Origin of the sequence: Thioclava nitratireducens (genome assembly GCF_001940525.2) — a bacterium.
GTDB lineage: Bacteria > Pseudomonadota > Alphaproteobacteria > Rhodobacterales > Rhodobacteraceae > Thioclava > Thioclava nitratireducens.
In genome coordinates this window covers 2130993-2146710 of record NZ_CP019437.1, presented here as the reverse complement: position 1 = coordinate 2146710, position 15718 = coordinate 2130993, and the positions used below count along the sequence as shown (strand labels likewise).

The window sequence follows — 15718 nt, the reverse complement described above, 5'->3', positions numbered from 1 at the left end:
ATGAGCCGCGTAACGATTACCGATTTCACCGCTGAAGAAGATGGCATGATCACTCAGCTCTCGCTGTTCTGGACGATCCTGTTCCTCGCCGTCGGCAGTCTCGCGCTCGACGTCTCCAATGGCTATCGCGAGCGGGTGCAGATGCAGGATGCGACGGATGCCGCCGCGCTCGGTGCGATGTATCTTGCTTCCGACCCCCTGATCACCAAAGACGAGGCGAGGACTCGCGCGGCCGAGCTGGCCCATTCCAACCTCGGCTCCGACGATGCGACTTCGGTCATCACCAAAGACGATGTGACCTTCGGCTATTACGACGCGACCAACAATCGCTTCCTTACGGATTACGCCCCCGACCTCGATCTCAGCCCCGCGGTGCGCGTGATGGCGCATCGCACCACCGACCGCGCGAACGCAGCGCCCACCTTCTTCGGTAAGGTGATCGGTCAGGACGGGTGGCAGATCAATACCGGCGCCGTCGCCGAAGCATACCAGCCCGCCTGCCTCACCGAAGGCTTGGCCGCGAAAGGTGTCATCGATCTGCAATCGGGCAACAGCTTCGCGTCGGGCTTCTGCCTCTACGCGGCGCAATACGTGTCGCTCAACCAGAACAACATGTTCGAGAGCGGCGCGATCGTGTCGATGCCCGACACCAGCAAGCTCGACATCCCCGCATCCGGCTTCACGCAGAACGACGGCTTGCAAGAGGCGCTGCGCACCTCCTTCTACAAGCTGCGCGTGCTCGACCGCATTCCGAAGATCATCGAATCCATGCGCGACGGCACTGGCTATTTGCCCTCCTATATCACGAACCGGACGCCGACCTTCCTCACCGGGACGAAGCTCGACACCACCGATTTCGCGCCCGGCAATCTCTACATACTCGACTGCAACTCGAGCGTGACGATCTCGGTCCCGAACAAGGTCGACGGGTCCGTGACGACCGACCCGAGCGTGATCTCCGAGGTCGCGGTTATCGCGAACTGCCCGGTGAAATTCGGCAATGGCGTCGCGCTGGAAAATGCGATCTTCGCAAACACCTCGACCGATGATCGCAGCTTCTCGGCGCCGCAGGGGCTGAGGATCGGGCGCGACGACAATTGCGCACCCGATGGCGGCGCGAAGCTGATCACGATGGGCGGTGTCTCTTCGGCGGCAAAAATTTCCTTCTACGGCGGTCAGATCCTCGCGATGAAGGATGTAAGCTTCTCGGCGCAGGCAGACGGGATCGAAGGAGTCGCGATCGTCTCTGGCGGCAAGATCGACGGCACCTCCAACTCGCGCTTCGGTCATTGCGATACCGGCATGGAGAGCAATATCGAGATGAGCTACTTCCGCCTGCGGATGTAAGGGGCCTCCCAACGCGCGCAAAGCGCAATCGAAACAATCCGCGCAAGATGGGAAAGGAGAGGCCACGTTTTGGCCGCTCCATTGCTCCCGACGTCGCCATGCCGGATCGCGCCGCTTCCGCGCAACCGCCTTTCCTACCGCGCGTGGTCGCGATCGGTTTCAACAAATGCGGCACCCGCTCCCGGGGATGCCATGGCGGCCTGGTCGCGGTTCGGGCGTGGTGATCCCGAGCTTCGAGATTTTCGCCCGGCCCAGCAGTTTTCGCAGCAGTCGCGCCTCCCGCCCCGGTCACGGACCGGGATGGCCCTGCTCAATCGTCGGATTTGTAGCTGTAGCGGTAGTTATAGTGATATTGGTAATGACCGCCATAACGCTCGGCCGCCTCGGCCTTGAAGCCGTTGAGGACCGCGCCCGTGATCGACGTGCCCGCCGCCTCGAAGCTCGCCTGCACGGCACGCACCGCGCCCTGCATCGTCTCAAGATGGCGCGCGATCACGATGCTCGCGCCTACGGAGCGCCCGATCACCACCGGATCGGTGACCGCAAGCGCGGGCGGCGCATCGACGATGATGAGATCGAACTCGCTGTCGAGCTGGCGAAGCATGGTCCCGAACTCGGCCCGCATCAGCAGTTCCGACGGGTTCGGAGGGTAGCGGCCCGAGGTGATCACCTTCAGCCCCTCGACCGGCCCGTCGCGCATTACCTCTTCCAGCGCCTTCTCGTGGCCGAGATAATCCGAAAGGCCCTCCACCGTCTTCGGCAGATGCAGGAACCGCGCGAGATAGCCTTTGCGCATATCTGCATCGATCAGACAAACTCGCTGCCCCGCTTGCGCCGCGACTACGGCGAGGTTGATCGAAAGGAAGGTCTTGCCCACCCCCGGCGCGGCCGAGGTCACCTGGATCGAGTTGGTCTGCGCATCCAGTAGCCCGAAATGCAGCGAAGTGCGCAGGGATCGCAGCGCTTCGGTCGTCACGGCGTCTGAATGTTCAAGCGCGAAGATCGGCAGGTCGCCCTTGCGGTGACGTAGATCGGACGCCTCCTTGGCGAAGGGAACGGTTGCGAAGACTGGCAGACCGAGCGCTTCGATCTCTTCGGCGCCCTTGATTCCGTGACGCAGCGCGCGACGGATCAGAACGTAGGCTGCGCCGATGATGAGACCCAGTATCCCCGCCAACGCGACGATCCGCGATTTGCGCGGCGCGACCGGGATGATGCTCGCATAGGCTTTGTCGATCACGCGCACCGAACCGACAGTCGAGGCGCGCACGACCTGCAATTCCTGCGATCGGTTGAGAAGCTGGGTGTAGACCTGCTGCGCCACTTCGAGGTTACGCTGCAGATTGAAGATGTCCTTCTGCGTCTCCGGCAGCCCTTGGGTCGCCTTCTTCGCCTGTTCCAGCTGCGCTTGCAGTTCCTTGCGGTTTTGCAGCAGCGCCTGATAGGCGGGGTGGTTGACCGTGTACTGGTTCTTCAGCTCGGCCTCTTTCAGATCGAGCGCGGACAGTTCCCCCTCAATCTTCGTGACGCGCTCCAACAGGGCCTGGGTCTCGTATTTCACGTCGACCGATTTCTGCTTTTGGCGATAGGCATTGAGCGCCTGCTCCGCCTGGGACACGTTCTTGCGCGCCTCGGGCAATTGCTTCTGGATGAATTCGAGGCTGTTCTCGGCGGAGGCCGAATTGCGCTCGATATTCTGGTCCACGAAAGACGCCGCGATCGCGTTGAGGATCTTTTCCGCGCGCTGGCGGTCGGTGTCCTGATACGCGGTATGCAGGATGTTCGAACCGCGCGGGCTTTCGGAGACCGAAAAGTTTTCGCGCATCGCCTGAATCGTCGCGTTGAGAGAGCGGCGCCCGATGTAGAACTCGCGGCCGACCGGGGCATCCATCTCGGATAGCGCAAGCGCGAAATCGCCATCGCGCGCGGTAACTTCGTGGCCGACCGTACCGCTGACTTCGGTGCCGTCGAGCAGCGTGACGCGATAGCTGTCCGCGCCGGTCACGGTCAGCGTCATCGGCTCTCCCTGCCATTGAGCGGGCACTTTCAGCTTACCGATCTGAACCGTCTCTGCGTTCCACTGGTATTGGGTGAACAGGCCCGGATCGGGCAAGTGCAGGTTCGCGGGAAGCATGCCGATAAGCGGCAGCCGGCGCGGAATGACGAAGTTCTGCAGGTCGAGCTTGTTCGCCGCATCGCCCAGCACCAGCCGCGACGACATGATCGCGATCTGGGTCTCGGCCTGCGATTTGCCGCCAACATCGCTGCCGAGAAGCGTCTGCATCGACTCCGGAAGCGCCGACAGACCGTTTTGCGACTGCTCGAGCTGCAACAGGCCGTTCGCCTCGTAGACCACCGGTTTGCGCAGCGCGACGAAAGCGCCGAGGATCACAGCCAGGGCAAAGGCCAGCGCGATCCATTTCCAGCCCCCCAAAAGCGCGCCGGCAAGCGCCATCAGGTCGATTTCGTCATCCTCGACCTCGGGCTGCGCAGCATGTCTCTGGGTTCCCTCGGAAATTTGCTTCATCTGTCCCGCTCAATTTCTCAAATGCTTATCCAAACCCACGCGCGCCGCCAGTTACGCCGCTCACCGTTTCGGCGCGAGGCGCGAGACCCATGCCTCGCTCGCGGCGGAAATCTCGGTAAATGCCTTGCGATGAGCCTCGATCGGCTCGCGGTACGGGTCGGCGATCCCCTTGCTGCCCATCCATTGATCGAACAGCATCACCCGCCCGCCCAGTTGCGGCGCGCGGCGCGTTATCTCGCGCTTGTGGCCAGCCTCCATCACGAGGATCAGCTCGTGCTCGGCCCCGATCTCGGCGGTGAACTGGCGCGCGACATGGCCGTCGAGGCTCAGCCCGTTTTCCGCGGCGACCTCGCTCATGGTCTCGTCCGCGCCCGCGCCGACCACCGCGCCGATTCCGGCAGAGGTGACCTTGCACTCAGGCAGTGCCGCAGCGAGAAGCCGTTCGCCCACAGGCGAGCGACAGATATTTCCGACGCAGACGACGAGGATGGATCCGACTTTCGCCATCGCTCAGTTCGCCAGTGCGGAGGCCGCGCGAGCGGTGCTCAGCGTCGGCAGGATGTTGGAGACCACACGGTTCCATTTCGCGACCGGCGCGGTCGTGACATAGACGACGTCCTGCGGGTGCAGGAAGAATTTCGTGCCTACGACAAAGGCCGCTGCGCTCGACGTATCAAGCTGGAACACCACCACGCCGCTCGGCGTGTCACGGAACACGAAGACGCCGCGCGCATCGGCCTGATTGGTGTTCAATCCGCCGACAGCGGTGACGGCTTCGGTGAGGCTCACGTCGTCCTTGGTCAGGTCGATCGGACCGGGCTTCACCAACTGCCCCAGCAGATAGGCTTCCAGCTTCGTCGCGCGCTGCACCGAGACGACATCGCCATTGCGCAGTACCGGGTTGTTGGAGGCGATCCCCTGATTGAGGAAGGCCTGCAAGTCCACCGCGTAGCTGCGCCCGCCGCGGCGCACAAGAACCCGACGCGCATCGGCGGCATCGTTCAGACCACCCGCCTCGTTGATCGCATCGAGCAGCGTGAGCGATTTGGAGGTCAGCGGGATCCGCGCAGGCTTGCCGACCTCGCCGGTGACCGACACGGTCTGCGAGTTGTAGCCCACCACGCGCACCGAAACCTGCGGCGAGGGGATGAACTCCTTCAGCTTACGCGAGAGATCGGCACGCACCTGTTCGGGCGTCCGGCCCGCGGCGCGCACGTTGCCGACGTAGGGATAGTAGAAGGTTCCGTCCGAATTGACGCGAAGACCGCCCTCGGCGGGCGTCCGGGTCGAGCCTGCGGGCGAGGTCAGTTCGGGATGTTCGTAGACGACGATATCGAGCAGATCGCCCGGCCCGATGCGGTAGTTCCAATAGCCATTCGAAGGCAGGGTCGTGCGCCCGCCGCTCAGATCGGAGGGCGCGCCGAAGGTGGAGACGTTGGCGAGGCTCAGCCGCACAATCGCGACATCGCCCGCTGCCGGATCCTCGACGGAACTGACGTTACGGGTATTTACCGGGAAATTGGTGGTCGACGTGTCGCAGGAGGCCAAAAAGAGCGACGCGCAGAGCGCCACAAAAATCCTCGTCACTGCCCCCATCGTGCCCTCCTGAGCCTCTTAATCCAAGCTTCTGATCCGTTCCGGCCATGCGGTCGGGACCGGGTTTCGTCTAGCGCCTCTGAATAGACAAGCTGTCGCCGTTTTCAACCGTCCAATCGCGTCGAGGCGCGATTCTGTCTCAAATCACTCAACCTGACGGCGAGCCCCCACCCGCTGGAACCGCGTGAACTCCGCCCCGATCGTGTGAGCATACGCGCGACAGGAGCTCATACTCATTGGTCGCGAACAGATGAGTGAAGTTTTCTGACGTTTTTCGCCTAACGTGAGTCAAAAGCCGTTGACCCTCCGGAAAAAAGTTAAGTATCCCTGTCGAGCAAGAGTATCCGTACGATTAGCGATATTTTTTACGATGACGCGTTAGCGGAATATTAACATCTACCGCCGCGCTAATTTTTTTTCATGCAAGAGGGCAGTGTATGATTGGCCTTGAATATGTTGTGACGGCTTTCCTGGCATCGTTCCTGATGGCGGCCCTCATCGTTGCAACAAAGAGTTTTCATGGCAAGCTCACGCTCGACGGCGATCACGGCATCCAGAAAATCCACGCGGCCCCGACCCCGCGGATCGGCGGCTTTGCCCTTCTGTCAGGTGCGTTGGTTGCGGGTCTGACTTTGGATGCGCAGACACAGGCGCTGTGGTGGACGATCTGCCTCTGCGCGAGCCCTGCTTTCGGCTCCGGGGCGATCGAGGACATCACCAAGAAAGTCTCCGCCAAGTGGCGCCTGCTCGCTACCGTATGTGCGGGGCTGATTTTTTGCCTCGTGTCCGGCTACCACATTGAACGCGCGGATATCCCCGGGCTCGATTACCTGCTGCGCTACCCGGCGTTCGGGATCGCACTCAGCGCCATCGCTATCGGCGGGATCGCCAATTCGCTCAACATCATCGACGGGGTGAACGGGCTCGCCTCCGGCAGCGCGATCATCGTCTTTTCTGCTTTCGCGGTTATCGCCGAGCAAACCAATGACGGGCCGATCTTGGCGATCTGCCTGCTGATGATCGGCTCGATCGCGGGATTCTTCGTGATGAATTTTCCGGCCGGAAAGCTGTTTTACGGGGACGCCGGGGCCTATGCGACAGGGTTCGTACTCGCCGTGATCGGCATCGTCTTGCCCGCCCGCAATCCCGAGATTTCACCGCTGATCGCCGTGCTCGCGCTCGCCTATCCGTGGATCGAGACGGTCGTCTCGATTCGCCGCAGGCTGAAGCGCGACGGAACCCATCCCGGCGCGGCGGATCGGCTGCACCTGCACAGCCTCGTCTATCGCAGCCGTGCGAAGCGAATTGCCGAAGCGCTCGGACATCCGGAGATGCGCAATCCGATCACCTCGGTTGTTCTCTGGTCACTGAGCCTGATCGCGTGCTCCATCACCGTGATCAGCGCGACTTCACCCGGATCCCTCGGCGCGGGGGTCGGCGTGGTTTTTGTCTGCTACATGCTGATCTATCGTCGCGTCGCGCTTGGCAGCAAGCTTCGTCGTGCAATGGCGACCGCGCGCCGCGCACGGATCGATATGTAACGCGAGAGCTCACGCGCATCACCTTGGAATCCGCGTGTCTTCGCCCGGCGTATTCCAAGCGGTGGAGCCGAGCGCCGACCGGCGCGTCGAGTCTTACCTATCCTGCGCGGATCGGCGCTCGTCACCACCTTGCCCGGGCCCAGATCGGCCCAAGCGATTCCCTAATTGGCCACCTCGCGATACGGTGCTTCATCCTGCACAGGCGCAATGCTCTCCCAGAGCATCATCCACACCAAGGACGCGAGAGGAAAAATCGCGAGTCCTGTCAACATCGGCTCCTACCCCAACACTCAAACACCCGTCTTATGATTGTCATATCATAACTCGAGCGAATCAGTGCGCATTTGTAAGGCCTGGAGCACTGTCGATTTGGATAGTTTTGCAGCGTTCCCCTGTGGTTAGGCGGAATCAAAAAGGCCCCGCTTCAAGCGAGGCCTTTCGAAAGATCGCGGATCGCGCGGATCAGTTGGTGCCGTTGGTTCCGTTGGTCCCGTTAGTGCCGCCGCTGCCCATAGCAGCTGCCGCGAGGCCGACGCCAACGATCACCGCAACGACCGGGGTCGCACCGCCGAGGTTGCTATTCGCCGCCGCCGTGCAGGATACCACGGCCTCACCTTTATTATTGTACACAGCGTCGACCACAGCCGTGTCGCAAACATTATTCGCTTTTGCCCAGGCAACGAGCGCGTCGTGGCTAAGATTGGCCGGCGCTTGCAGGTTCTGGGCCGCGCCCGGAAGGGCACCAGCAAGAGTGGCTGCCACTACAACGGCACCCGTAAAGAACTTCGTCATCGAAACCTCCGATCAGGTTGGGATAGGTAAGACATTATTATCTTACATTAATCTTTTGGTGAACCATAGGGTTAATTGATACCCAAGGCCCATTCAGTTTAGTCGAGCACGCCGATCGCGATCTGCCCCACAGTTGGAGAAACCCATTGCCGCCCGGCCTGGATCCGTCCCGTTTTATCGGTCCAGTAAATATTGGTTATGGCCATCTTCGGATTGCGACATTGTTCTTCGTGGCGCAACAATTTTAGCCCTGCGAGGGTTTCGTTTCCAGCCGCAGTCATCTTGCAGCCGAGCAACACATAGTCCGCATGATTGTCCGCCGTAAGGAAGCGGTAGGTCCGGCGATAGGCGTCCATCTTGGCGCTGCGAAGGGCGGCGAGCGTCGGCCCCGAATCCGCCGCCATCAGATCTTCGCCCAAGCCGCGGGTCGCGACCACCACGCCCCGATCGACCGACACGGTGATATCGTCTCCGGACCGCCAGGTCTCGACGGTGCCATTCCGCCCGGCCAGAGACAGGGTCGCATTCGCGTCGCGCGACGGAATGACAACTTCGAGCCCGTGCTTCGGAACTGCTCGCGTCACCACCTTCACGCCCACGCCTTCGCCATTCGTTGCGGATTGCACGGGCGCGCCCTGCCCCACGGAATGGCTGCCCGTAAGCGTCATCGTGTTGCCCAGTTTGTCGAATTGCGCGCAGCCCGCGACCGCCAGCAGCGCCGCGCCGAAAACAAGTGATCTCATCGCCAGAACCGCTCCCAATTTCCGTCGAAGGAGGCGGGCTGATCTTCGCGCACCATCCCGTAAAGCCTGTTGGCCACACCCAACCGCGCCCCGCCGTCGCGCACGATCGGCTGGATCACCGTCGAATAGCGCTGCTTCGTCGGCTGCCCGGTCGCCCAGTGCAGCGGGATGGTGATCATGAAGCCCTTGTCGAACGAGCCCTCGCCGAAATCTTCCGAGGACACATCGGTCTTCGTCGCATAGACCCCGACTTTCCAGCCATTGTCGAAAACGCGCGAGAAGCTCAGCGTCGCGCCCCAGTCGCCGGCGAGGTAACGGCCGACATCGAGCTGCGTATAGAACTGGTCGGTGAACTGATAATAAGCGGATAGATGGCCCGTCGTGACCTCGTAGTCGCGCAGATCGAAGCGCTGGTCGTAGCCGCGCTGGCGTACCCGGTTAAGCTCGGCCCCCAAAGCAAGGCGGCTGTGTTCCGGCGCCCAGAGAAGCTCGGTCGAGACACCCGCGAACATCGGCTCCAGATAGCCGGCGGTCACACGCCCGAAGAGATCGCGTCCCGGACGGAAGAAATAGGCCCCCGTCAGTTCCGGAATCGTCGGACCCGACCCCTTGTAATAGAGCCACGCATCCGAGCGCACATGCGGTAGCACCGAATCCGACGGCCGGTTCGCCTGATCGAGATTGCCGATCACCTTCTGGTTCACGCGCCCCGACAGCAACAGACCTGGCGCGATCTCGTATTGTGCCTGCACGCTTACACCCAGATCGGCGCGCAACGGATCGTCCGGGTCGAACAGGCCCGGAAGCAAATAAGGGCCGACACCCCAGGAAAAGCGCGGGTAGGTGCCGGGCGCGACCGGCAGCCGAGGGGGCGCGCCGTCGATCTGTGCATGGGCGCGCATCAGTTCGCCGCCGACGGGGTGGAATTCATAGGCCTCGAGGTCGTCCCGACGTATTGTCGTGGTCGAGACGGGCTGCGAATTTTCCGACAGGGTGATCGCGAAGCGATCGACCATAGCAGGGGCCTGCGCGCTCAGCACCCGCGCGGCGCGCCCGAGCGCTTCGGGCGGCGCGTTGTATCGGTCGTTGCGAATCTGGATCGCAAGGGTGGAGCCGCTGAGCTTCGCACCTTCCAGCACCAGTCCCTGTTGCGCCAAGGCCGGGCGCAGCTTCGCCGTCAGATAGGCCGGATCGTTCGTCCAGCTTTGCGCCGCCTCGACGCCCGCGCGCGGTACGACCGGCGGCGGTGCATCTTTCAGCCCGCTCGGATGCGCGTTGTGCTTGGGGTTCAGCGCGTAGCTCAATTGCACGCTAAAATCGGTTCCGTAGAGATAGCCCGCCGTGATCGAGGCCTGATCGTTGATCTTGTATTGCGCGGCGATGTTGACCGGGGATTTGCGATCGAAGGTCGGACCATCCTCGCGCGTATAGGCGTCGGAGGAATATTCCGCCATCAGTCGCAGCCGGTCCGTCGCCTGCCATTCGACGCCCGCAAACAGTGCCGCATCCCCGGTAAACCATTGCTGTGGCTGGAAAGTCCCGCCCTGCGCCCCGGTGCGTTCACCGCGTGTCTTAAAGTGATCGCTCAGCACGCCCAGCGGATTGTCGAAGCCGTTATTCGACCCAAGACGCCCCCAACCGATCCCCGCCGTCGCGCGCAGTTTCGGCGAGATCGACTTGGTCGCCACGACATATTCCCCGGAATAGACCCCGGTGCCGGTCATGTCGTTGATGCCGAACGCCATCGCAGGCCAGAAGCGCCCCTCGTCGAGGAACCGATACTGGATCGAGAAGCTGCGATCGTAGAGCGTACCGCCGCCCATGTAGTTCTTGATCGTCGAATATCGGAAGCCAGCCGACAGGCGCGGCGTGATCTGGAACGCGGCCGAGACGCGCGTCTGTCCGGCGAAGGCGAAGACATTGAAGCCAAGTTCCGCATCCTCGCGACTGCCCGCGACGGGCATGTCGATCAGCCCCGGGATGCCATAGCTGTTATAGCCCCAGGCCCTGTCGGCCGATTGCGCGCAGGCGGGGCCGAAGCCGAGACCCGCGAGCGCACTGCTCGCCATAGCAAAGAAGAGAAAACGGGAGCGGTAGGGGCGCGCCAACATGTCAGGAAAATCCGCCTCGGTCACAATCAATTGGAGACCTAGCAGAGAGTCGCACTCCTCTGAAACGCGAATTGCTGCTTTTCCAAGGAATTGTCACCGATTTGCACTGCCGGGCGGCGACCCGCCGCCGAGCACGTGCTATTCGCCCACTGCGCGCATGTAGACATCTTCGTAGCGGATGATGTCATCTTCCCCGAGATAGGCCCCGGTCTGCACTTCGATCAGAACCATCGGCATCATTCCGGGGTTTTCGAGCCGGTGCGTCTCGCCGATCGGAATGTAGACGGATTCGTTTTCCGTCACGAGGCGCGCTTCCTTGCCCAGCGTCACGAGGGCGGTGCCCTGAACGACGATCCAATGCTCGGCCCGGTGGTGGTGACTTTGCAGACTGAGCGCCGCGCCGGGCTTCACCGTGATCCGCTTCACCTGAAACCGATCGCCGGTGACGAGGCTCTCGAACCCGCCCCAAGGTCGGTGATCGCGCGGGAAGTCTGTCGCCTGCGCAGCGTCGCGGGCCTTGAGCGCGTTAACCGCCGCTTTCACATCCTGCGCGCGCGAGCGATGCGCGACGAGGACCGCGTCGGGCATCGCCACCGCGATCACGTCCTCGAGCCCGATCCCGACCATCTGTAGCCGCGGATCTTCCGAGCGCAGCAGGCTGTCGCGGCAATCGATCGCGGTGGCAGCGCCCGACAGCGCGACCCCGTCGGAACGCGCAGCCGGGGCCGCGCGGCGCACCGCCTCCCAGTCGCCCAGATCCGACCAGCCCGCCTGCACCGGCATCACGGAGACGCAGCCCGCGCGTTCCATGATCGCGTAATCGATCGAGATGTCGGGCGCATCCCCCCAGGTATCCGGGTCGAGTCGGAGAAAACCCAGATCGGCGCGCGCGGCAGCGAATGCCGCCTCGACGCGCGCGAGGAGGCTCGGCGCATGGGTTCGCGCGGCTTCGAGGATCGCGCCCGCGGAAAACAGAAAGAGACCGGAATTCCATAGGTAATCGCCGCTTTCATAGAGGGCGCGCGCCCGTACGAGATCGGGCTTTTCGATGAACCGGACCAGGGGCACGGGGCCGCCGACGCCTGACTCCTGAGAAGGTTCGAGATATCCATACCCCGTCTCGGCCCGGTCGGGGGTAATGCCAAAGGTCACCAACCGCCCTCTCCGCGCCGCAAGCTCCGCGCCTGCGATCGCCTCCTGAAACGCCTGCGCATCGGCGATGACATGATCCGAGGGCGCGACCAGCATCAGCGCCTCCTCCCCTGCCTCGCGTCGGAGCCAGAGCGCCGCGGCGAGAATGGCGGGGGCGGTGTTGCGCCCCTCGGGCTCCAGCATCACCGCGCCGGGATCAATGCCGACCGCGGCAAGCTGCTCGGTCGCGATGAAGCGGAAGTCGGATTGTGTGAGCACCAGCGGCGGCGCGAAACCCGCGCCCGACAACCGCTCTGCCGTCGCTTGAAACAGTGTTACCGGCCCTGTCAGTTCGGCGAATTGCTTCGGATAGCTGCGCCGGGACAGCGGCCACAGACGCGTTCCCGACCCGCCCGCTAGAAGAACCGGAGTGATCATGTGCATCCTCCCCATCTCGGCAGGTTTCTCCTGCCATGTCGGAGCTTTGCACGGTCATTCCTAACGTTACGTTAACGACGCTCGGAACCACTTTGGCGCGCATCTTTACGCACGAATTCGCCTTGTCAGATTGACTTGTCAGGCCCTATCCATCAGTCAGCAAAGCACACCCCGGTTGGACAAAAGGCCCAAGCCATGACCGATCAGAGCCCGGCCCGCGCGTGGCATGTGGCGCAGTTCAAGCCCAACAGCGCCGCCATCGCCCGGCGCAATCTGGCGCGCCAGAAGTTCGAGGTTTTCCTGCCGATGATCGAGACGACGCGCCGCCAGTCGGGCAAATTTGTGACCCGCAGTACGCCGCTCTTTCCAGGCTATCTTTTCCTGCGCGAGACACCTGGCTCGGCGCATCTCGGCGCGGTGAACGGGACGCAGGGGATAACACGGCTCGTGGCGCTTGCAGGTCGCCCGACGCCGGTGCCCGACGCGATGATCAAGGCGCTGCGCGCGCGCTGCGATACTCAAGATCAAGTTCAGCCGCTGCCGGATTACGCGCCCGGCGATGCGGTCACGCTGACGACCGGGCCGTTCGCGGATTTTGTGGCGACGGTTGAAAGGGTCGATGCCGAGAGACGGGTCTGGCTGCTGTTGGATTTCATGGGCCGCGAGACCCGGATCAAGGCTACGCCTGACGCCTTGATCTAAGCCCGCGAACCAGCGCTACAGCCTAGCCTTTGTGCTGCTCATACGCGGCCAGGGCGCGCTCCCGCCCTTCCTTGAGATCGATCAGTCGATCGGGATAGTCCTGATCCGGCGTTAGCGCCCAACTCTCTGGGATCGCTTCGAAATAATCCGTCGCCGTCTCGGGCGGATTGGCCTGCCCCTCGGCGATGAAATCCTTCCGGTAGCGCCCGTCCTTATCGAATTTATCCAGCTGCGTCTCCGGATTGAACACGCGGAAATAGGGCGTCGCGTCCGGCCCCGGACCTGCGACCCATTGCCATCCCATCGCGTTGCTTGCCGGATCCCAGTCGATCAGGCAGTCCTCGAACCAGCGCAAGCCCACCCGCCAATCGGTCATCAGGTGCTTGCTGAGATAAGAGGCCACGATCATCCGGGCGCGATTATGCATCGTGCCGGTGACATACATCTCGCGCATCGCCGCATCGACGAAAGGCTCTCCGGTCATGCCGCGCCGCCACGCCTCGGCGTCGTTATTGTCGCGCCGCCAGTCGAAGCCGTTCCACTCGTCGCGCCAGTTTCTCTCGGCCATGTCGGGCCAGTGAAAGAACAGGTGCCAGGCGAATTCGCGCCAGACGAGCTCTTTCAGGAAGGTCTCTGCACCGGGGTTGCCCTCGGCCATCTCGCGATAACCGGCATGCCAGATCGTACGCGGGGAGATCTCGCCATAAGTCAGGTTTTCGGACAGGCCCGAGGTACCGCCCGAAGCGGGCACATCACGCTGAGTCTTGTAGGCCGAGAGGCGATCGCGCAGGAAATTCGACAGCCGCGACTGCGCGGCGCGCTCGCCGACATTGACATGTTTCGCAACGATGGCCGCACCGCGCCGCATCGCCGCTCCCATCTTCCAGTCGTCCAGCTTTTCGCTTCTTGGCCAATCACTTGGCGTGCGAAGTTCAGACACTGTCTTAACTTCCGGCGCGACATCCGTGCCCTTCACCGCGTTCCAAAAGGGCGTGTAAACCTTATAGGGGCCGCCGGTCTTGGTCTCCACCGTCCACGGCTCGAACAGCAGATGCCCGGTGAAGCTTTTTGCCTCGATCCCGTCGTCGGAGAGCGCGGATTTCACCTCCGTATCGGTGTCGCGCCCCGGCTTGTCGTAGCGGCGCGACCAATAGACCGCGCCCGCGCCCGTCTCCTCGATCAGCGCACGGAGCACAGTAAGGGGCGCGCCCTTGCGCAGGATCAGCTTCGAGTCTTTCTCCGAGAGGCTTTCCGCAAATGCCTCCACCGCAAGACCGAGCCGCCATTTCGCCGCCGCCCCCAAGGCTTCGACCTGGTCGTCATGGATGAAGACCGGGATCACCGGGGCACCGGTCTTCGCGGCCGCCGCCATCGCCTCATGATCGTGGAATCGGAAGTCGCGCCGCAGCCATAACAGGACGGGGGTGTCACTCATGCTCGTCTCCTTTGCCTCCCTCTCCCTACGCGCCGCGCCCGATCCGGTTCAGTCGCGCCCAAATTTTCCGCATCCGCCCCGCTTGACCATAGCGCCGCACCGTCAAACCCGGCGCTCCTGCCTAACGGCCGTGCAAATGCCTCTTGCGAGGGCGAAAAAGCCGCTCTAGCGTTTTCACAAAACGAACACAAAACAGGGAAGATACAATGAAGACTTCTGCTCTCCTTATGGCGGGGATCGCCGTGGCCGCACTGAGCGCGCCCGCGCGGGCCGCCGATCCGGACCTGACTATCTTCGATTGGGCCGGCTTCGAAATTCCGGGCCTGTTCCAGCCCTATATCGACAAATACGGCGACAGCCCGACTTACGCCTTCTACGGCGATGACGACGAAGCCTATCAGAAACTCGCCTCCGGCTTCAAAGCAGATGCCGCCCATCCCTGTTCGCAGATGATCTCGAAATACAAGGACGCCGGGCTGATCGAGCCCTGGGATGTCTCCAAGATCCCGGAGTTCAAGAATATCGACCCCAAATACCTGAACTCGAAGATTTTCGTCGATGACGACAAAAACGTCTGGTACCTGCCGACCGATTGGGGCGCGACCGCAATCGCCTACAATCCCGACAAAGTCCCGGCCGAGGACGTGGCCAGCCTCGATGTCTTCGTGAACCCGAAATATGCGGGCCGCACCTCGCTGCCCGACAGTTCGGACGACGTCTGGGCGCTGGCCTATCTGGCGACGGGTGTGACCGACTGGACCAATGTCACCGACGAACAGTTCAAGGCCGCCGCCGACTGGCTGCGCGAGGCCAACAAGAACGTGCAATCTTACTGGACCGACCCCTCGCAGCAGGCCCAGCTGATGGCCTCGGGCGAGGTTCTGGTCGCGTGGTCGTGGAATGACGGCGTCGCCTATCTGCAGGACGACAATTATCCGGTCGCCTTCCAGCGCGAGGCGAAAGAGGGCTCGTCGACCTGGTTCTGCGGCTTCGTGAACCTCAAGGACGGTCCCGGCTCGGAAGAAAAGCTTTACGATTTCATGAACGCATGGCTGCGCCCGGAGGCGGGCCCGGTTCTCGTCGACGAGATCGGCTACGGTCACACGAACACCGAGGCGATGAAACTGATCCCGCCGGAGCAGCTGGAAACGGCAGGCCTGACCGAGATCAACGCGCCTGTCCTCGCACAGACGCCGAACTCGCCGGAGCTGCGTGAAAAGCAACTGGCCGAGTTCGAGAAGATCAAGGCTGGCTTCTGATCACTGCGCCGAATACGTCACAACCCTAGGGCCGCGTCTGACGCGGCCCTTTCTAATTGCCCCCCTCGTGCTAGCTGCGTGCAACCGACCATTTGA

The 15718-nt window shown here is 62.6% G+C and carries 12 protein-coding genes; 4 read left to right on the top strand and 8 right to left on the bottom strand.

The features are described 5' to 3' along the window. Entirely contained in the window at positions 1-1347 is a 1347-nt protein-coding gene (locus tag BMG03_RS10315; protein ID WP_077701214.1) for a pilus assembly protein TadG-related protein, read from the top strand. Positions 1348-1657: 310 nt separating this feature from the next. Here the strand turns inward: BMG03_RS10315 and BMG03_RS10310 are convergent, their stop codons facing one another. From BMG03_RS10310 to BMG03_RS10300, 3 genes are read right to left on the bottom strand one after another with little or no spacing between them, the layout of a single operon-like run. Next, positions 1658-3874 (bottom strand): polysaccharide biosynthesis tyrosine autokinase, encoded by a 2217-nt coding sequence (locus BMG03_RS10310; protein ID WP_075776500.1) that lies wholly within the window; start codon positions 3872-3874, stop codon positions 1658-1660. A 60-nt stretch (positions 3875-3934) separates the two neighbouring features. After that, positions 3935-4381 (bottom strand): low molecular weight protein-tyrosine-phosphatase, encoded by a 447-nt coding sequence (locus tag BMG03_RS10305; RefSeq protein ID WP_075776501.1) that lies wholly within the window; start codon positions 4379-4381, stop codon positions 3935-3937. Positions 4382-4384: 3 nt separating this feature from the next. After that, entirely contained in the window at positions 4385-5470 is a 1086-nt protein-coding gene (locus BMG03_RS10300) for a polysaccharide biosynthesis/export family protein (protein ID WP_075776502.1), read from the bottom strand. A gap of 437 nt (positions 5471-5907) precedes the next feature. Between BMG03_RS10300 and BMG03_RS10295 the strand changes: the two genes are divergently transcribed. Then, positions 5908-7011 carry an MraY family glycosyltransferase gene (locus BMG03_RS10295; protein ID WP_075776503.1) on the top strand — a complete coding sequence of 368 codons (1104 nt, stop codon included), beginning with the start codon at positions 5908-5910 and terminating at the stop codon, positions 7009-7011. A 462-nt stretch (positions 7012-7473) separates the two neighbouring features. Here BMG03_RS10295 and BMG03_RS10290 read toward each other — a convergent pair whose 3' ends face one another. The 4 genes from BMG03_RS10290 to BMG03_RS10275 form a co-directional block, all read right to left on the bottom strand. Continuing rightward, on the bottom strand, positions 7474-7803 hold the full coding sequence (locus BMG03_RS10290) for a hypothetical protein (RefSeq protein ID WP_075776504.1): 330 nt from the start codon (positions 7801-7803) through the stop codon (positions 7474-7476). A gap of 98 nt (positions 7804-7901) precedes the next feature. After that, positions 7902-8546, bottom strand: a complete 645-nt coding sequence (locus tag BMG03_RS10285; RefSeq protein WP_075776505.1) for a YjbF family lipoprotein — start codon at positions 8544-8546, stop codon at positions 7902-7904. Further along, on the bottom strand, positions 8543-10657 hold the full coding sequence (locus tag BMG03_RS10280; protein WP_075776617.1) for a YjbH domain-containing protein: 2115 nt from the start codon (positions 10655-10657) through the stop codon (positions 8543-8545). The genes BMG03_RS10285 and BMG03_RS10280 overlap by 4 nt, the downstream gene beginning before the upstream one ends. Positions 10658-10795: 138 nt before the next feature. Continuing rightward, a complete protein-coding gene (locus tag BMG03_RS10275) occupies positions 10796-12226 on the bottom strand; it encodes a mannose-1-phosphate guanylyltransferase/mannose-6-phosphate isomerase (RefSeq protein ID WP_075776618.1) in 1431 nt (476 codons plus the stop codon). 195 nt (positions 12227-12421) lie between these two features. Between BMG03_RS10275 and nusG the strand changes: the two genes are divergently transcribed. Then, positions 12422-12928 (top strand): transcription termination/antitermination protein NusG, encoded by a 507-nt coding sequence (gene nusG, locus BMG03_RS10270; RefSeq protein WP_075776506.1) that lies wholly within the window; start codon positions 12422-12424, stop codon positions 12926-12928. Positions 12929-12950: 22 nt separating this feature from the next. Here nusG and BMG03_RS10265 read toward each other — a convergent pair whose 3' ends face one another. After that, entirely contained in the window at positions 12951-14363 is a 1413-nt protein-coding gene (locus BMG03_RS10265) for a cryptochrome/photolyase family protein (RefSeq protein ID WP_075776507.1), read from the bottom strand. A 206-nt stretch (positions 14364-14569) separates the two neighbouring features. On the opposite strand from BMG03_RS10265, the gene BMG03_RS10260 reads away from it, so the two are divergent. Beyond that, complete coding sequence (locus BMG03_RS10260) at positions 14570-15622, top strand: ABC transporter substrate-binding protein (protein WP_075776508.1); 1053 nt, start codon at positions 14570-14572, stop codon at positions 15620-15622. Positions 15623-15718 lie beyond the last annotated feature (96 nt).